This window comes from Fischerella thermalis PCC 7521 (assembly GCF_000317225.1).
GTDB lineage: Bacteria > Cyanobacteriota > Cyanobacteriia > Cyanobacteriales > Nostocaceae > Fischerella > Fischerella thermalis.
The window spans coordinates 1-15390 of record NZ_AJLL01000039.1; the positions used below are offsets into that span (position 1 = coordinate 1).

Genomic DNA, 15390 nt, shown 5'->3' on the forward strand with positions numbered 1-15390 from the left:
CATCACCTTCAGTACTAATAGTTACTTTTCGATTCTTAGCTAATCCTCCTAAATATTTTAATTGACGCTTCTCTAGTTCTAATAGAAAGGATGTATTGTTGCCATAGCCAGCATCTATAATTACTATTCCCGGTTGATATCCCCTGGCTCGACTTTGGTCTATTAACTTAATAGCTAATTCAGTTTTTTTCTCAAATTCTGGATCTTGTTTTCCTTCTGGTAAGGAATCAGCGTGCTGATATAACTCTATATCTAATGGTAAACTTTTTCGTCCATCATAAAGATGAGTTGTTACCACTACTATGCCATTATCTGTTTTACCTATTTCTCCGATGTACTGTCTTCCCACTCCACTAGTAAAGTTGCCACTTTTTCTATGACCAGAATCATCTATTATCAAGCTGAAACCTCTGCTTATTCTCGTTTGGCTACACTTGTTCATGATATGCAAACGACGTTCATTGATCTTTGAGCTAGACCAAGGTGCTTCGGTTAAAAAATGGTGTAAACGATGGTAAGTTACCCCTACAGCGTTATCAGCCATCTGAGATAGGTTCTTTCTTTCGCTTTCCCCCAATAATCCCCCTAAATAATGCCTAAACTCCCTTTTTTGGGCTTTCGTTTTGAATAGATCGTCAAAACGTTTGCACCATCTATCGAAGCAAGGAGGCATTGCTGCGGGAGTTGTCTCTCTCATTGGTCAATTACCAACCTGAAATATAGACTATTTAATGATTTTAAACATATTTAGCTACTTTTTTCGTTTAAGTCCCGATAAACGAGAAAACATTTTGGCTGAGTAATGTATATCCTAAACTTAAAAGGCTATTAACTGGGTCAGTCGGTGGACGCTTGGTACGCTTCTCAAATTTAAACACACTAGAAAATAGACTTCCCAATGCTTGAAAATAAACTGTCGCTGCTCTTCCTTCATACCCTCGCAATGCATCCATACTTTCTGCAAAAGGTAATTTATCCATCAAAGTATCTAAATCTTTTATTTCTTCTCCCCTTAGCGGGGACGGAAATTTTTGTAGAGACGTAGCATTGCTACGTCTCTACATGTTTTTATTCAATCCCCCCAGGGGGACGAAAACCTTAACCTTGGTTGTCTTTGAAATCTCAACTGATATCTTGCACCTACACCATATCCCGCCAATAAATAAATTCCAAGGCTAATAGCACAAGTCCATTGGAAACGGACTCATATCAAGTTCGGCTAATTGGTTACAATGTTATGCTTCTTTGTTGGGTATTGGGCATTAGGCATCGGGCATGGAAAAATCATCAGTATCTTAATTACCCATTACCCATTACCAATTACCCATTACCCATTACCATGTTTCTCCAAAAGCAAGAAATTGCGTTAGCAATTAACGGTGAGAGTGTCAACCTAACCCACACTACCACTCAGCCATTCTAAAATTCGGTTCCATGCCCACCAAGGATCAGGGTCTTGTGCTTGGCGTTGACACGCTTTGCTGCTGATGTGACCCACATGACCACCAAAACGAGTTAGTAATAAATCTATCATTGGATTAGCCGCACAAGCCAATTGTAAATCTGGTACGATCGCCGGATCAAAAAGAGGATCATCTTCGGCATAAATAATCAAAGTCGGTTTTTGCAGATTTGGTAGTAATTGCAAAGCGCTACTGGCATCGTAATAAGCTTCCACCGAAGAAAAACCCAAGGGTTTAATGACTAATTCTTCATCAAAGCTCCAGATACTATTTACTCGTGCGATCGCTTCTGGGTCAATACTGTTGGGATGAGCTGCATAAATTCGCCACGCCAGTTTTTTGAGATTACGTGTGATCGCCTTTTCCATATAGCGACCAAAGGGTTGCTTAACTAAATAGGCAAGCGATCGCTTAGAATCAAGACTTGGACAAATTACCGCCGCACCACCAATATCTTCCTCCTCTAAACCCAGAACCTCTAATGACGGAGTGATAGTGTCTCCCCACCTCCCCACCTCCCAATCTCCCCACCTTAAACTCACCGCCCACAACGCCAACTGTCCCCCTAAAGAATATCCCGTAAACCAAAATTTCCCTGGACATCCCATAGCCTTAGCCGCCGCGGCGATGCGGATAAAATCTTCACCTTCGTACAAACCATCGCTGGTCAATGTCGGCGATAATTGGGCTGTCCTACCATGACCACGCCAATCAAATAATACGACTGCAAACCCTTGGGCGTAGGCTTTACGTCCTAGCAGTTTGAGAAACCATTGATTATCCAACTCACCTGTAATACCATAAGTTCCTACAATCGTACCGCAAGGATTTTCAGGAATAGCTACCCAACCAAAAATCGGTACACTTTGCCCACCGATAAAAATATGTTCTTGATAGGGAGGTTCTGGGCATTTCGTTGTTCGTTCCCAATTGCGACTGGCCCAAATTGCGGTGTAGAGGGTTATTGCTACACCGTTTCGCAAAAAATGTGGCGGATTGTATGACCAATAACACATTAGTTATAGGATTTAGTATACTTTGAACTTATTTTTTCAATCTTTGAATTTTAATCTTTATGTTAGATTTAAAATATTTTTTATAATCTAATGAAGCAATCTTTGTATTTCCCAAAGGTTCTTATTTATCCTTAATAAGTAGTAATAATTTTTTAATAATGCCGAGGATTCTAGTCATAGACGATGACCCAGCAATTTCAGAGTTAGTTGCCGTCAACTTAGAGATGGCTGGCTACGACGTCAGCCAAGCAGAAGATGGGATCAAGGGACAAGCCCTGGCTCTACAGCTTCAGCCAGACTTAATTATGCTCGATCTGATGTTGCCCAGGGTAGACGGGTTCACTGTTTGTCAGCGCTTGCGCCGAGATGAACGTACAGCTGAAATTCCCGTATTGATGTTAACAGCGCTCTCGCAGACTCAAGATAAAGTAGAAGGCTTTAATGCAGGTGCAGACGACTACCTAACTAAACCATTTGAAGTTGAAGAAATGCTGGCGCGGGTGCGCGCTTTATTGCGGCGTACCGACCGTATTCCCCAAGCTGCTAAACACAGTGAAATTCTCAACTATGGACCTTTGACTCTGGTTCCTGAACGGTTTGAGGCAATATGGTTCAATCAAACAGTTAAACTGACTCATCTAGAGTTTGAGTTACTTCACTGCTTACTCCAGCGACACGGTCAGACCGTTTCCCCTAGTGAAATTCTCCGGGAAGTGTGGGGGTACGATCCAGATGATGATATTGAAACCATTCGAGTCCACATTCGTCACCTACGAACCAAGCTAGAACCAGACCCTCGTCACCCCCGTTACATCAAAACAGTATATGGTGCTGGATACTGTCTAGAGTTGCCCAGTGTTCCCCAATCAAGCGAAGGTATCCCTACATCAAAAGTTGATTGATTTTATTTGGACTGTTGCATAAATGTTGTTAAATTAGTTTTTAAATTGGCACTCGTTATTTTGTCATCAATTCAAGAGTGCCAATAAAGTTTTGTATTTATGATTGCGTACACAAAGCGATCGCTTTTCTTAGTGGGCCATAGCTCGATTTCTATGATATTAAGCTTGGGCATTGGGCATGGGAAAATCATCAGTATCTTAATTACCAATTACCAATTACCCATTACCCATTACCGACCCCAAAGGAAAATATAAGCATTCAAGCGAACATAATATTATTTCACGAGGCTAGAAAAAACTAATTTCGAGTGATGCAGAGATTGCCAAAAGTCAAGAATCTGTTCTGCTAGCAAATTCGGGTAGAAGAAGTGAAAAAAGTGCCGTCCTTTTTGACATTCCCAATAGCGATCGCCCTCCATCAAAAAAGGTCGCCATCCTTGCAAAGACTCAGGTTCTACAATCATGTCATCGGTACTACCACAAACCATAAAGGGTACAGGAACCGGAGCAGGAGGTACACTTAGTCGTTTCATTAAGGAGTGAGGTGAAAGCGAACAATTTTTATCTTCCTCCAAAATCCTCTCTAGAAGCTTGACAGTTTTTTCATTCTGATAGCCAAATAGATTGTATACCATAGCATTGAGAATCTTTTGCCTACTCAAGTAAGGCAGATGAGCATAATAATGAGCTTGCCAGTCAAGCGCAGCATCAGCACCCACAGCTAGTAGAGTCAAAGATTTAACTTTTTCTGGATATCGACGCGTATATAGTAACCCTAGTAAGCCTCCTGTGCTGTGACCAATCAGATGTACAGGTTGATTAATGGATTGGAGATAATTATCTAGCAGCAGTATCGCAACATCTAAGGAACTTGCTTCATCCTGAGTTTGGCTATATTCCCACCGAGCAATAGTTACATCACGTGACAGTTCACGCAAAAGTGGTTGAGCAAAACATAACAAACTAGGGCTTGTATTCAACCAAATAGCATCTGGCTCAGGAGACATAAATTTATCCTACTATGAATTAAAATTTTAAAATTCTAGTTAAAACTGTTAATAGCTAACAGCAATCAAGGCAATTAGCTATTAACTATTAGCGATGATTTAAGCTACACACCAAACTCTTTTTTAAGTTGAGCTACCCAGGCTTTAATACGCTCGTCAGTTAAGTCAGATTGGTTATCTTCATCAAGAGCCAAACCGACAAATTTCCCATTTTTCACAGCTTTAGATTCATTAAAATCATAGCCATCCGTGGGCCAGTAACCCACTGTAGTACCGCCGAGTTCGGTGATTTTCTCTTCTAAAATGCCCATTGCATCTTGAAAGTTATCGGCATAACCAATCTGGTCTCCAGTACCAAAATAGGCGACCTTTTTACCCTTGAAATCAATATTATCTAACTGTGGGAAAAAACCCTCCCAGTCACTTTGTAGCTCACCAATATTCCAGGTAGGACAGCCAATAATCAGATATTGATAATCTGCGAAATCATCCTCGTCTGCATCCATGATGTTGTGCAATGTCACTACATCGTCACCACCAAATTCTTTCTGAATTGTCTCTGTTACCAACTCAGTTTTACCTGTTGTAGAACCGAAAAATAGACCTATTTTTGACATATTTTGCGCTCTTTTTCACTTCATGCTTATTTGTCATCAGAGGTTTGTAGCCAATGACCGCTGGCGGCTACGAACTTTCACAATTCAGCCTTCCTTTTAGGAAGGCTGGGACGTAAAAGACGCTATACAAACGCAGCAAACACAGCAGCACTACTCAAAAGCAAATAGGCGAAGATTGCTCCACCAATTCCACCAATCAGAAAGCCCTCAGTAAATTGGCTCCATCCTTCGGTAGTATTGACAGTCTGTGGCACACTGGGAACTGTTGCAACCATTGCTGGTGGTACGGTTTCTAGTTGTCTTTCAAAGCTGGTGGTGCCGTAAATCGAAAAACCAATCGTCAAGATGACAATCAAACTACCTGTGGCTATTAAACCAACCAAGTTTCCCAGATTAGAATTACCCAATGAACCGAATGAAGCTAAGGTGACAAACGGGCCAACTAACCAGTAACCATGAGCCATGCCAATTTCCAACCCCCGTCCCAGAGGAGATACGCCAGGGCGATAGATTGGCAGATATTTCAGAAACTTCAGCGTCATGTCGGAAGAAGCGATCGCAGTGGCTTGATTAGCTGTTTGGGGGTTTATCTGGGGCGGTTGAACCATGTCACCATTTTTAAAATCAAATCCAGCTGCAATGGCACGGGCGCGCAGTGCGTGCCAAATATGACCTAACAGGAATATGACTGCCAAGACAAAATGGAAACTGACCAACCAACCACGGGCAGAAACTATACCAGCAGAAGTTTCTATAGCTTTCACCGGGCCATAGAAAACTTCCGGATAGACAGTGTTATTGACTGATGCAAAGTATGCCGCCAAAAAGCCCATGTATGCGACACCACCAATGCTGTAAGAAAGATATGCTTCTCCTGAGTAAATCAAAACTCGGCGCGCCCAGGTAAATGGCTTAGTCAAAATATGGAAAATACCACCACCAATTAACATCAATCCAACCCAGATGTGACCGCCAACAACATCTTCCAAGTTATCAACAGCTGCCATTCCTTCTGGGCCCCAAACTCCAAACAGATAGCCAAAAATCCGAAGTGGATTGAGTGTTGGATGATTGATTACCCTGACGTTTCCACCGCCACCTACCCAAGGATCAAACAGTCCACCCCAAAACATTGCCTTCGCAACCAAAAGCCAAGCACCCACGCCTAAAATCACTAGGTGAATGCCTAAGATTGTGGTCATCTTATCTTTGTCTTTCCAGTCATAACCAAAAAAGCCAGCTAATGTAGGATTGTCTTCTAACACCTCTGGCCCTAGTAGGGAATGGTAAATACCACCGGCTGCTAGAATCACCGAAGGTATCAGATGCAAGACACTGATGACGAAGTAGGGATAGGTGCTAACGACTTGCCCACCAGCACCGACACCAAAACCCAGAGTTGCTAGATGAGGCAGCAAGATTAACCCTTGCTCATACATTGGCACATTCGGATTGAAGCGCGACAACTCAAACAGCGTCATCCCGCCAGCCCATAACAAAATCAATGCAGCGTGAGCAACATGAGCGCCCAATAATTTACCTGATAGATTGGTAAGACGAAAATTACCAGCCCACCAGCCAACATTAGGTATTTGTTGCTTGTATGGGCTATCTGCAATTACTGCTGTCATTTCTAATCATCCTTGAGAATTTTTGGCAATTTATTTGAAATATTTGCAGGGATTACTTGCAAACGATTTTCATTAAATTACTCTAGCTAATCGCTTGTGGAATTACTGCCTTTTGACTCACCCTACCTTTACGAAAATCGAACCCACGTGCCCGTAAGGCGTGCCAGATATGGCCTTGGAGAAAGAAGAAAGCTAACCAAAAGTGAGCATTGGCTAACCAAGTTCGGGAGCTAACAAGGTCAGGATCAACTGACGAAAAGTACGGCACGACATTCTGCCTCACCACGAGCGCCGGACCATAAAAAACTTCAGGATAAACAGTCGTGTTCACCGATACGAAGAGAGTGGCAATAAAGCCCATCAGTGCCAAAGCACCCAGACTGTAACAGAGGTAAGCTTCTCCAGACCAAACAAATAATGGATGCGTCCAACTAAAGGGTTTAGTCACAATGTGGAAAATTCCACCGAAAAGTAACATTCCACCAACCCAAATGTGACCACCAACTACGTCTTCTAGATTGTCAACGCCAGCGATCCAGAATTTAGCGATCGCACCAAATAGATAGCCAAAGATAGCACCTGGATTCAGTGTCGGATTTGTAATTACCCTGACATTTTCAATGTTTGGATCGTACAAACCACCAAAGTACATTGCTTTAGCAACTAACAAAAATGCACCACAACCGAGTAACACCAAGTGAATACCAAGGATTGTGGTCATTTTGTCGGTATCCTTCCAGTCGTAGCCAAACAAAGGAAACCTACCTTCTAGGGTTTCTGGACCACGCAGGGAGTGAAAGATTCCTCCCAAACCCAGAAAGGCTGAGGAAATTAAATGCAAAGCACCAATGACGAAATAGGGATAAGTATCCACAACTGCACCTTCTGCACCTATACCCCAACCAAGAGCAGCTAGGTGAGGTAGCAAAATCAAGCCTTGCTCGTACATTGGTTGTGCCGAATTGAAATGGGCTAGCTCAAATAAAGTCATCGCTCCTGCCCAAAAAACAATCAAACCAGCATGAGCGACGTGAGCGCCTAATAATTTCCCTGATAAGTTCGTGAGCCTTGCGTTTCCAGCCCACCAAGGGGAGTCGGCGAGATCCTGCTCCACCGACAGCGGACTTGTAGAGGTTGCCATGTTCCACCTATGAAATTGTTGATAATATTATTCAACAAGTTAAAAAGAAGCTTACACTAAATTTCAAATTAATGCAATTAACTCTCATTTATCTAATATGAGATGCTAAATACGAAAGTAATTATTACGTTTTGTAAAATATCTTGATTATTAAAATATTTTCTCAATAAACTAGATTTGATTTTACAGACCATTTAAATTCAAGAGATTCAGGGTGTAACTTGACTTACGGAATTATGGGTGGCAAAAGTTAGCCATAGGCTGATTTTCCTCTGACAGTGTGCAAGCAATGTCCAAACAACAAACTTGCTTGTAGATAAGATTTACAAGCAAGTATTTTTTACAAGGATTGAAAAGTTTATTGAATATTAATAGCAATAACTAACACAGATGCACATAGATAATCTAAGTACTCAAGCAGAATTAATTACGCACTCTATGAATTCTTGGCGTTCTCGGCGTCTTGGTGAGACCAGCCCCGCAAAAAGGCGGTCTCCGTCACGTAGACGCAACAACGTCTTTCCGTAAGGGTAGCCGGAGGGCGGTTTGATAAAGTAAGCTTTTTGGCAACTTTTGCGTAATTCCCGTTTACTTTAAGCGTAAATTAGGAATCAATTTAACAGTTATCAGTTATTGCTTACTGTGGGTTGATAGCTGTTCACTGATTTCAGTTTACTTGCGGTCGAGTTTTGAATTGTATTTTGTATATTCTTCAATGCCTGATTTGCTGCTTCTAAATCGTAAGGAAATGGTCGTCCACGAGTCACATAATCGCGCTCTTGCACTGGTCGATGACGCAATACAGCATTGACGACAACACAGGTTTCGGAACTCAAATTGATCGCTCCGTGCATGACTCCTGGTGGGATTGTCAGTACTACGGGATAGTCTTCACTTAAAGCAATATATTGATATTTCTTATCAATTAAAGTTACAATGACAAACTCGCCTTTGACTACCAGTAATTGGTCGGTTTGTGATTTGTGAACAAATAAATCATCGATTGTATGAGGTGGAATCTGCACGAGCATTGTTTCGTGACTAGCTTGGGGGGTGAAAAACTCAGCCATTCCCCCTTTAATTGATTCCAACTGCCGAATTTTGATTCCTCTTGCACTCATAAAAATATCCTAAAAAAGCATCCTAAAAATTGAAGTAATAAGCTTCAATTTAAGATGCTTGATTATGAAATATTGTTACAAGTGAACAATATTACACAAATTATGATATGGAAATTACTAAATCTATCCGCCGATAGAAAACTTTAAACTGCTGGGTTGACCAAGATTACCTTGCAATGTTATGCCGCGTCCATTGGCATGAAGGTGTCGCAGAATTAGATAAATTGACTCGATTTTTTCTGTAGCACCTATTTTTTGAGCAACTTCCTCTAAAGTGAGCGGTGTTTTTTCTTTTCGCAAAACTTCTACTACTTGTTTTTGCAATTCCAAAATTTCAGCAGCAGCTTTTTTACCAGCTTCTACCCCTGGTTGATGGTAGGCGTTGATGTTGATTAAGCTGGCATATAAACCAACAGCACGATCATATAAAGCAATTAATGCTCCGACAGTCCGGGAATTAACTTGGGGGATGGTAACTGTAACTGAATCGCGGTGATTTTCATACAGTGCTTGTCTGGTTCCTTGCAGAAAACCGGAAAGATAATCGCCTGATGTGATTCCTGGTTCAATTTCTGGGGATGGATTTTGGCGATCTTCTAAAACTTCGATGAAGGTGGCAAAGAAATTTGGTACACCCTCGCGTAACTGCTGGACGTATGCGTGTTGGTCGGTAGAGCCTTTGTTACCGTAGACAGCAATACCCTGATGAACTATATTGCCTGTCTTATCTTTTTCCTTACCTAAGGATTCCATGACCAACTGTTGTAGGTAACGGCTAAATAAAAGTAGGCTGTCTTTGTATGGTAGGACAACCATGTCTTTTTCGCCTTTGCCGTTGCCAGCATAATACCAAGACAGGGCTAACAAAGCAGCTGGGTTATTTTTGATATCGGGAACGCGGGTAGCATCATCCATTTCTTTTGCACCTTCAAGCATGGCGCGGATATCAATACCCTGTAAAGCAGCTGGCACTAGTCCCACAGCAGAGAATTCCGAAGTGCGTCCGCCTACCCAATCAAACATGGGAAACCTAGCCAACCAGCCTTCAGATTTTGCTTGTTCATCGAGCTTACTACCAGGCATAGTAATAGCGATCGCATAATTAGCAAAATCTAAATTATGTCCAGCGTAAGCTTTTTTCACTTCCGCCATGCCATTACGGGGTTCTGGTGTACCTCCAGATTTGGAAATCACTAAAACCAAAGTGCTGCTCAGACGATTTCGCACTTGAGTCAAAACCCGATCAATACCTGCGGGGTCGGTGTTGTCGATAAAATGAATCGCCAGTGGTGGAAAATCCGGGGCTAATGCTGCTGCAACAAATTGCGGCCCAAGGGCAGAACCACCAATGCCAATCGAGATAATATCGGTGAAACGCGGTGCTTTTGGGGGATGAATCGCACCTGTGTGGACTTTTTCGGCGAATACTTCAATTTGCTCTATGGTGCTGACGATTTCTTGTGTCAGTTCCGGAGTAGGAGCCAAATCAGGATTTCGCAGCCAATAATGTCCAACCATGCGGTTTTCGTCCGGGTTGGCGATCGCTCCCTGCTCAAGTTCCGCCATATCCGCAAAAGCCTGCTCAAACTTTGGCTGCAACCTCTCCACAAAGGCATCATCAAAGCGCATTCGGCTCACGTCTAGGTACAATCCTATTCCTTCATGGAAATATAGCCATTTCTGGTATCGTTGCCAAAGTGCCGTAGCGTCCATAGGGAAATCTCAAGTAAAGTGATTTTCATTCAACAAGTTTAAGCCAAGGATAGAGCCAAGCTTTGTCCCTCTTATACAGTTTTAAGTCTTTACGTGACCCAGACTCTACACATCCGGCATTGGTATGACTCGCAGAAATTTCACAATTTCACCTCTTAATTCAATACCAATTAAGTAATTCTCCAGAGTCAAGCGGTAAAAAATGCCCTCTCTATCTAGTTGTCGTAAATCTGGTAAATAATGCAGTTGTCTTTTATCTGCAAACTCAATAAACACAAAATCATACACCAGCTGATAGGCAGCAGGTTCTAAATTTTTCAGGTCTACTAAAAAAGACCGTGCATAGCGTACTTCCATGGTGAGGATGGGGAGGTGGGGTGGTGGGGAACTCGGGGCCCCCACTGGGAATTAGGGGCAGTGGGGAGTAAACAACTAACTACTAACTACTAATCAACAACCAAAATATTATGAAAAAGTTAACAATTGCACGGCTTCTTCATGGGTTAAGGTATCCCAAGGTTGCTGCGATCGCTTGACTTCTTGTATGGCTTTGTGCATATAAAAATCACAGTGTAAGTCGTAGACGGCGTTCCAAACTTTTTCTAGTTCTTCGTCGGCTAACTGTTCAATTAAATGATGGATTCTGATTCGCAGCAAGTTCATGTACTATCAATCAAAAATAACCAACATCTAGTGTTCCCATAAAATGGGGGAAAAGTTTGATGGGGAGGTGGGGCAATGAATGGGGAGGCAGAGAGATGGGGTGTGAGGGGTGTGAGGGGTGTGAGGAGAATAGATAGTAACCACTAACTTTTGACTATTGACAATTGACCAATGACCAATGACAAATAACTAGCATATGGCTGAATATCTAATTTTTTTAGCAATTTCTACTTCTATTTTTGCTTTGTTCGCTTTAGGGCTAAATTTGCAGTGGGGTTTTACAGGCTTAATTAACTTTGGTCATGTGGCATTCATGACCCTGGGAGCCTATACGACTGTATTATTGAGCCTTAAGGGTGTTCCTGTGCTGCTGGCGGCGGTGATTGGGGCTGTTGTTGCAGCTTTGTTGGGTTTGTTAATCGGTTTTTCGACTCTGCGTTTGCGGGAAGATTACTTAGCGATCGTGACTATCGGTGTGGGGGAACTAGTTCGGCTGATACTCAATAACCAGGATTTACCTGTGGGTGACACCTGGATTTCTGGGGCGTTTGGTGTACAAAGTTACCCTATTCCGTTAGTGAATTTGCAACCGAATTTGTTTGTCAGACTGGTGATGATTGCGGTACTGACTTTAGTCGCTGGTATAACTTTTTATTGGTTGTGGCGCTGGACTCGCCCGACCTATGGGGCTAAACGGGTAGGTACAAAGCAAGAATTTGTATCCCGTTTAGTGGTAGCAAGTTTGCTGGGACTGCTGTCAGCAGCGATTTATATTTCTGGGGTGATTGGCTTATATAATTACAACCCGAAAGCAGGTTTGATGCTGTTGTCGTTGGTGGTACTGGCGTTCGTTTTTTGGCGCTTAGAAGTTTTGGTGCGATCGCCTTGGGGACGAGTCCTCAAAGCTATCCGTGAAGATGAAGAAGTCCCGAAAGCGTTAGGAAAAAACGTTTTTTGGTACAAGTTACAATCTCTGATGTTGGGAGGTGCGATCGCTGGGATTGCTGGTGCTTTCTTTGCTTGGCAACTCAGTGCTATTTATACTGATAATTTCCAACCACAGCTAACATTCGACGCTTGGATTATGGTGATATTAGGAGGTTCTGGTAATAATGTCGGCACGATTTTAGGGGCAGTAATTTACTTTGCTTACGATACCCTGACTCGTGAATTCCTACCCAGAATTTTTACTAACCTTACCTCTGATCAATTGGGCGCATTTCGCATCATGATCATCGGACTGATTTTGATGGTACTGATGATTTGGCGTCCTCAAGGTATCTTAGGTAAAAAGGAGGAACTTACCCTTGGTAAATAATCATTCTTCTTCCCAGGTTCCCTTATTAGCCGCTAGTGGAATGTCTAAAAGCTTTGGCGGGATCAAGGCTGTTGATAATGCCGAAATTCAGGTTGCAACGGGGAGTATCACAGGTTTAATTGGCCCCAATGGTGCTGGTAAAACAACTTTATTTAACTTACTCTCCAACTTTATCCGTCCCGACAAAGGAAAAGTGGTTTTTGACGGCGAACCGATTCACCACTTGCCATCCTATCAAATTGCCCAACAAGGTTTAGTACGGACATTTCAGGTGGCGCGCGCCCTCTCGAAGTTGTCGGTACTAGAAAATATGCTATTGGCGGCGCAAAAGCAAACTGGCGAAAATTTTTGGCAGTTGCAATTTCAACCCCATGTGGTTGCTAAAGAAGAAAAGCAGCTGGAACAACAGGCACTAGCCATACTAGAATCGGTAGGTTTAGCTCATAAAGCTGATGATTACGCTGGTGGTTTATCTGGTGGACAACGCAAGTTGTTAGAAATGGGACGGGCGTTGATGACTAATCCCAAGTTGATTTTGTTAGATGAACCAGCAGCAGGTGTGAATCCGAGACTAATTGATGAGATTTGCGATCGCATTGTCCAATGGAATCGCAAAGGTATGACTTTTTTGATTATTGAACACAATATGGATGTGATTATGTCGTTGTGCGATCGTGTCTGGGTACTTGCTGAAGGTAGAAACTTAGCAGACGGTGTTCCTGAAGAAATTCAGCGCAACCCTAAAGTTTTAGAAGCATATTTGGGAAAATAACGGAATTATGAAGGGTGAAGGGTGAAGGTAAAACTATTATCAAGTAGCAAATGACCAATAACAAATGACAAATGACAAAACCGTTTTTGAAGTGGGCTGGTGGAAAAGGTCAACTTATTGAACAGATTGAAAAATTTTTGCCAGATGAGTTAGGAAGTGGTTCTATCAAAAGATACATTGAACCTTTCATTGGTGGAGGTGCTTTATTTTTATATATCGCGAATACATATGAAATAGAAGAATTTGTCATTTCGGATATTAATTCTGAACTAGTAATAGCATATGAAACTATTCAAAAAAATGTAGAAAAATTAATAGAAACATTACAAGAAATTCAAAAAAAATATTTATCACTAGACAATGACGAAAGAAATTTATATTTTTATCAAATTAGGTCACAATTCAACTGGCGGCGTCACCAGATAAACTTTCAATTTTATAGTCAGGAATGGATAGAGAGAACTGCTCAAATTATCTTTCTGAACCGTACTTGCTTCAATGGATTATTTCGAGTTAATTCTAAAGGAGATTTTAACGTTCCGGTTGGTAGATATAAAAATCCAACTATATGTGACCCAGATAATCTAAGAGTAGTGGCTCAAATTCTACAAAAAACTCAAATTCTCCACGGTGATTTTACTCAGTGTGAAGAATTAGTTGATAATAAAACTCTTGTTTATTTTGATCCTCCCTATAGACCTATCAGCCAAACTGCTAATTTTACTTCTTATTCACAACATACCTTTGATGATGCTGAACAATTAAGATTACGAGATTTTTTCAGAGTACTTGATAAGAAAGGAGCAAAGTTAATATTGAGTAATTCTGATCCAAAAAATGAAGATTTAAATGACAATTTTTTTGAGCTAGCCTATGAAGGTTATAGAATCGAAAGACTGAAGGCAAAAAGAAATATTAATAGTAATGCTTCTAAACGCCAACAAATTAATGAATTACTAATTATGAACTATTAATTGCTCAAATTCTAGAATATTAGAACTATAGACAAGCGTAATTACTAAAAGATATTAATTATTTCCTTTCCTACTATCCACAACATAGTAAAGTCCATCTTTTTTCTGGAGAAGATTGTAACTAATCAACTCACGCCTAAGATTAGCAAAATCAGGATGATAGCGCTTCAAAATTTCATCAATAGCACTTTCTGAATACTGAACACCCACTTCAAATTTATTTGCTAACCATCTGAGAATTACTAAGCGTTTTTTCCGACTAGAAGGAATTTCTTTGAGGCGTTCTCCTTCTGTGTAGGTTTGAATTATCTTTATTTCCCATGCTTCTGTGTCTATGTCTTCAACCCAAGAAGCTATCTTCCCTGGTGTCAAGATTTCTTTGCTGACACTCTCTAAAGTTCCACTCTCTAATTGATAAAGGTGGGTATTACCCTCAGGGCGCATAGTAACTAAATTTACTTCTCTTAATTTAGCTAAATGATGAGATACCGTTGGTTCCTTGAGTTGTAACAATACAGCTAATTCTTCTACACTACATTCTTGGTTAGCTAGAAAACTCAAAATCTTTAGCCGACTTTCGTCCGCTAAAGCTTTGAAAAAACGTAGCACGATCTGAAATTGTTCCGTTTTCATAACCTGTTATAATCTAATTAGATGAAAATCTAATTAGTGTTCCGTCCAAACTGAGTTGTGCAACATCCCTCCTACACAGCCGATATACTGTGTAGGTGAGTTTTGTCTTTATGTGATTTTGTAACGTTTTTGTAAGAAAAGTTAATTTTCTTAAGTAGTTTTTTATATTTCGCCATGCTTAGCCGCTTATCTAATTACAAAAGACAAAGACCCGGTTTTCTGAAGCGAGGTATCTCTCTTGTACAAGCAGCAAAATTTTTAAATGTAAACCAAGCCAACCTTTATATGGCTCTACAAAGAGGAGAAATTCCTATGTGTAGAAGTAACGGAAGGACTATGGTCAGCGCAGGAGCTTTATTAGATTATCAAGCAAGAAAAAGGTCAAATTGATTAGTATTTCCTAATTAACAAATAAGGAA

The 15390-nt window shown here is 41.2% G+C and carries 15 protein-coding genes and 1 pseudogene; 4 read left to right on the forward strand and 12 right to left on the reverse strand.

What is annotated here, in order from left to right; all coding sequences use genetic code 11:
- The 3 genes and pseudogenes from UYK_RS0109690 to UYK_RS0109700 form a co-directional block, all read right to left on the reverse strand.
- Window positions 1-697 (reverse strand): IS701 family transposase (locus UYK_RS0109690; protein WP_016871328.1); only part of this gene is annotated, 697 nt, incomplete at its 3' end.
- Window positions 698-773: 76 nt separating this feature from the next.
- Window positions 774-995: pseudogene (cas1, locus tag UYK_RS0109695) on the reverse strand (CRISPR-associated endonuclease Cas1); the annotation flags it as partial.
- A 398-nt stretch (window positions 996-1393) separates the two neighbouring features.
- Window positions 1394-2479, reverse strand: a complete 1086-nt coding sequence (locus tag UYK_RS0109700) for a YheT family hydrolase (protein WP_009455834.1) — start codon at window positions 2477-2479, stop codon at window positions 1394-1396.
- Between the two features lie 158 nt (window positions 2480-2637).
- On the opposite strand from UYK_RS0109700, the gene UYK_RS0109705 reads away from it, so the two are divergent.
- A complete protein-coding gene (locus UYK_RS0109705) occupies window positions 2638-3381 on the forward strand; it encodes a response regulator transcription factor (protein ID WP_009455833.1) in 744 nt (247 codons plus the stop codon).
- Window positions 3382-3656: 275 nt separating this feature from the next.
- Here UYK_RS0109705 and UYK_RS0109710 read toward each other — a convergent pair whose 3' ends face one another.
- The 8 genes from UYK_RS0109710 to UYK_RS0109745 form a co-directional block, all read right to left on the reverse strand.
- Window positions 3657-4388 (reverse strand): alpha/beta fold hydrolase, encoded by a 732-nt coding sequence (locus UYK_RS0109710; protein WP_009455832.1) that lies wholly within the window; start codon window positions 4386-4388, stop codon window positions 3657-3659.
- 104 nt (window positions 4389-4492) lie between these two features.
- Window positions 4493-5005: a flavodoxin FldA gene (fldA, locus tag UYK_RS0109715; protein ID WP_009455831.1), complete on the reverse strand. Its 513-nt coding sequence runs from the start codon at window positions 5003-5005 to the stop codon at window positions 4493-4495.
- A gap of 122 nt (window positions 5006-5127) precedes the next feature.
- Window positions 5128-6636, reverse strand: a complete 1509-nt coding sequence (locus tag UYK_RS0109720) for a chlorophyll a/b binding light-harvesting protein (protein WP_016871329.1) — start codon at window positions 6634-6636, stop codon at window positions 5128-5130.
- A gap of 82 nt (window positions 6637-6718) precedes the next feature.
- Window positions 6719-7777, reverse strand: a complete 1059-nt coding sequence (locus tag UYK_RS0109725) for a chlorophyll a/b binding light-harvesting protein (protein ID WP_009455829.1) — start codon at window positions 7775-7777, stop codon at window positions 6719-6721.
- Between the two features lie 626 nt (window positions 7778-8403).
- Window positions 8404-8898: a cupin domain-containing protein gene (locus UYK_RS0109730; protein ID WP_009455828.1), complete on the reverse strand. Its 495-nt coding sequence runs from the start codon at window positions 8896-8898 to the stop codon at window positions 8404-8406.
- Between the two features lie 123 nt (window positions 8899-9021).
- A complete protein-coding gene (locus UYK_RS0109735) occupies window positions 9022-10611 on the reverse strand; it encodes a glucose-6-phosphate isomerase (RefSeq protein ID WP_009455827.1) in 1590 nt (529 codons plus the stop codon).
- Window positions 10612-10716: 105 nt separating this feature from the next.
- Window positions 10717-10968 carry a hypothetical protein gene (locus UYK_RS0109740; protein WP_009455826.1) on the reverse strand — a complete coding sequence of 84 codons (252 nt, stop codon included), beginning with the start codon at window positions 10966-10968 and terminating at the stop codon, window positions 10717-10719.
- A gap of 108 nt (window positions 10969-11076) precedes the next feature.
- A complete protein-coding gene (locus UYK_RS0109745) occupies window positions 11077-11274 on the reverse strand; it encodes a hypothetical protein (protein WP_009455825.1) in 198 nt (65 codons plus the stop codon).
- A 196-nt stretch (window positions 11275-11470) separates the two neighbouring features.
- Here UYK_RS0109745 and UYK_RS0109750 point away from each other — a divergent pair, with 196 nt between their 5' ends.
- The 3 genes from UYK_RS0109750 (at window position 11471) to UYK_RS0109760 (ending at window position 14338) form a co-directional block, all read left to right on the forward strand.
- Window positions 11471-12592 carry a branched-chain amino acid ABC transporter permease gene (locus UYK_RS0109750; RefSeq protein ID WP_009455824.1) on the forward strand — a complete coding sequence of 374 codons (1122 nt, stop codon included), beginning with the start codon at window positions 11471-11473 and terminating at the stop codon, window positions 12590-12592.
- 40 nt (window positions 12593-12632) lie between these two features.
- Window positions 12633-13364 (forward strand): ABC transporter ATP-binding protein, encoded by a 732-nt coding sequence (locus UYK_RS0109755; RefSeq protein ID WP_373278404.1) that lies wholly within the window; start codon window positions 12633-12635, stop codon window positions 13362-13364.
- 71 nt (window positions 13365-13435) lie between these two features.
- The gene (locus UYK_RS0109760; protein WP_009455822.1) at window positions 13436-14338 is read left to right on the forward strand and encodes a DNA adenine methylase; all 903 of its coding nucleotides are present in this window, start codon (window positions 13436-13438) and stop codon (window positions 14336-14338) included.
- 54 nt (window positions 14339-14392) lie between these two features.
- On the opposite strand, the gene UYK_RS0109765 is transcribed toward UYK_RS0109760, so the two are convergent.
- On the reverse strand, window positions 14393-14971 hold the full coding sequence (locus tag UYK_RS0109765) for a DUF2087 domain-containing protein (protein ID WP_009455821.1): 579 nt from the start codon (window positions 14969-14971) through the stop codon (window positions 14393-14395).
- Window positions 14972-15390 lie beyond the last annotated feature (419 nt).

Coding starts and splice junctions, on each gene's coding strand:
- UYK_RS0109700 (WP_009455834.1), bottom strand. CDS start 2,479: ATGTGTTATTGGTCATACAATCCGCCACATTTTTTGCGAAACGGTGTA.
- UYK_RS0109705 (WP_009455833.1), top strand. CDS start 2,638: ATGCCGAGGATTCTAGTCATAGACGATGACCCAGCAATTTCAGAGTTA.
- UYK_RS0109710 (WP_009455832.1), bottom strand. CDS start 4,388: ATGTCTCCTGAGCCAGATGCTATTTGGTTGAATACAAGCCCTAGTTTG.
- fldA (WP_009455831.1), bottom strand. CDS start 5,005: ATGTCAAAAATAGGTCTATTTTTCGGTTCTACAACAGGTAAAACTGAG.
- UYK_RS0109720 (WP_016871329.1), bottom strand. CDS start 6,636: ATGACAGCAGTAATTGCAGATAGCCCATACAAGCAACAAATACCTAAT.
- UYK_RS0109725 (WP_009455829.1), bottom strand. CDS start 7,777: ATGGCAACCTCTACAAGTCCGCTGTCGGTGGAGCAGGATCTCGCCGAC.
- UYK_RS0109730 (WP_009455828.1), bottom strand. CDS start 8,898: ATGAGTGCAAGAGGAATCAAAATTCGGCAGTTGGAATCAATTAAAGGG.
- UYK_RS0109735 (WP_009455827.1), bottom strand. CDS start 10,611: ATGGACGCTACGGCACTTTGGCAACGATACCAGAAATGGCTATATTTC.
- UYK_RS0109740 (WP_009455826.1), bottom strand. CDS start 10,968: ATGGAAGTACGCTATGCACGGTCTTTTTTAGTAGACCTGAAAAATTTA.
- UYK_RS0109745 (WP_009455825.1), bottom strand. CDS start 11,274: ATGAACTTGCTGCGAATCAGAATCCATCATTTAATTGAACAGTTAGCC.
- UYK_RS0109750 (WP_009455824.1), top strand. CDS start 11,471: ATGGCTGAATATCTAATTTTTTTAGCAATTTCTACTTCTATTTTTGCT.
- UYK_RS0109755 (WP_373278404.1), top strand. CDS start 12,633: ATGTCTAAAAGCTTTGGCGGGATCAAGGCTGTTGATAATGCCGAAATT.
- UYK_RS0109760 (WP_009455822.1), top strand. CDS start 13,436: ATGACAAAACCGTTTTTGAAGTGGGCTGGTGGAAAAGGTCAACTTATT.
- UYK_RS0109765 (WP_009455821.1), bottom strand. CDS start 14,971: ATGAAAACGGAACAATTTCAGATCGTGCTACGTTTTTTCAAAGCTTTA.